At 68.2% G+C, this 1,223-nt stretch carries 2 protein-coding genes; one reads left to right on the top strand and one right to left on the bottom strand.

Annotated elements, in window-relative coordinates; genetic code table 11:
* Positions 1 to 203, top strand: a 203-nt coding sequence (locus tag C4U03_RS40945) for a hypothetical protein (RefSeq protein ID WP_160147270.1), incomplete at its 5' end; no start/stop codon positions are given.
* A 346-nt stretch (positions 204 to 549) separates the two neighbouring features.
* Here the strand turns inward: C4U03_RS40945 and C4U03_RS39710 are convergent.
* A complete protein-coding gene (locus C4U03_RS39710; protein ID WP_103945043.1) occupies positions 550 to 912 on the bottom strand; it encodes a hypothetical protein in 363 nt (120 codons plus the stop codon).
* Between the last annotated feature and the right edge of the window lie 311 nt (positions 913 to 1,223).

The raw sequence follows: 1,223 nt of genomic DNA, 5'->3' as shown, positions 1-1,223 counted from the left end.
AGTACGAACTCAGCCAGGGCCGGCGCGCCTACACCGTGCTGGACCGGCTGCTCAAAAGCACCGTGGACCCGCACCTGCAGCAGCTCCCCGACGACCCCACCGTCCGCCGCCTGCACGAACGCTTCAGCACCGCCGTACGAGAAGTGGGCATCGCCCTGGAAGAACTCAAGCACCCACCACCGGCCACACCAGCCGCCGTCTAACGCGAGGACAAGGGGGCCTGATCTCTGAGGGGTGGGGCCCGGCGAACGCGAGGGGAAACCGCTTCACGCGTTGACAGGTTTCGCACACCGCCGTACCCCACACCGGACCACCGCCCGTGACGGCCGGCCCGGCCCTTGACCCGGCCCCCGCCATCAGGGCCCGCGCCGCCCCGGCGGCGGCCGCCAGGACCTGAGCTGAATGGCGTTGACAGTCTCGACCATCCGATGCGGCGTTCTTCTCCCGAACGTGGCCCACGCCGCCAACTGGACGGACGTCGTCGGCGGCCGGGCGCATCCTCTTCGAGCCGGCCCCGAGTGATCGCCGACGACGTCCGCTGTCTGGCGGCTAGGTGGTCTGGTATTGCAGCAGCCAGCTCACCGGGGCGTTGTCGACCGTGTCGTTGGGGCCTTTCTTCACCCGGCCGATGCTGACCTTCTGCGACGAGGCGGGAAGCTGGTCGCCGACGCGGAGCCCGCCGGCGGTGACGTCGTAGGTCTTGATGACGCTCCAGGTGCTGCCGTTGTGGATGGCGACCCGGAGCCGCACGTCGGCCCAGTCGCTGCCGAAGGAGAGGAAGCCGTCGCCGGACCAGCCGCTCTGGTTGGCCATCGGGACGGCCAGGACGATTGCGTACTTGTAGTGGATGAGCCCACCGTTTTCGTTGATCGCGAAGCCGTGGGGGATCTCGCCGGTCTGGAATGCCTGCATCGTGCTCCTTCCGGTCCGGTGCGGACGCTGGCCGGGGCACAGCGCCGAGCACCGGTGGGGACGTTGCCCCTTGCGGTCAGCGGTCGGCCTGGAACTCCTCAGCCGACCACCCGCATAAACTGTAATCAGGCGGATGCGTAAAGTCAGGAAAATAGGGGTGAACTGGCCAGACGCGCTAGATATCTGTCCCCTTGGGGCCCAGTTGACGGCATAGGCCACGTTCGGGAGAAGGACACCTCAACCAGGACGCCGAGGGACGTGGCAACACCTGCCCGGTCTGCTGGGCCCCGCCGGGCAAGCCGTGCACCGTC

This window comes from Thermomonospora echinospora, from assembly GCF_900108175.1.
Lineage (GTDB): Bacteria > Actinomycetota > Actinomycetes > Streptosporangiales > Streptosporangiaceae > Thermomonospora > Thermomonospora echinospora.
Note: the sequence above shows the minus strand (reverse complement) of the source record. Positions and strands in the feature narration are given on the sequence as shown.